Annotated in this window: 1 protein-coding gene; it reads right to left on the bottom strand. The window is 63.3% G+C overall.

Translation table 11 applies throughout. The features are described from left to right. On the bottom strand, positions 1-386 hold a 386-nt coding region (locus CVH10_RS17615), incomplete at its 3' end, for a hypothetical protein (protein ID WP_146142998.1). Positions 387-439 lie beyond the last annotated feature (53 nt).

Here is a 439-nt window from a genome sequence, read left to right as displayed (position 1 = left end):
GCCGTGTCGAGTTGCCAGGTGCGGGAGTCGAGTTTGTCGGGTACTTCGGCGACCATGCGTTCGATGCGGCTCATGATGCCGCTCGCGAGGTGACCGAACGCTCCTTCGCGTTCTTCGTCGGTCATGGTGGTGTTCGCTCGTACGCTGACGTACATGTCTTCTTGGGGAATGACTCTCGTCGAGAGCGGTAGCCCTTTCGCACCGACGTAGAGCGCGGCATCGGCCATGGACCGGCGGACCTCGATTTCGAGGCCGCCCTTGGTTGCGACGGTGACGACCTTGTCGAGTCCCGCCCCTTTGAGGTGACCGTAGGTCTCTCGCAGGTGATGGACCAGCGCTTTCGATGCCTCGGGGCGTTTGGTGAAGGTTTGGCCGGCGAGGGTCATCGAGAATCCCTCGGCCGCCAAGTGTGCCTCGACTGCGGGTACGGCCGCGGTCA

The organism is Halomonas sp. ND22Bw, from assembly GCF_003011945.1.
Taxonomy (GTDB): domain Bacteria; phylum Pseudomonadota; class Gammaproteobacteria; order Pseudomonadales; family Halomonadaceae; genus Halomonas; species Halomonas halophila.
This window is presented reverse-complemented; position numbering and strand designations above follow the sequence as displayed.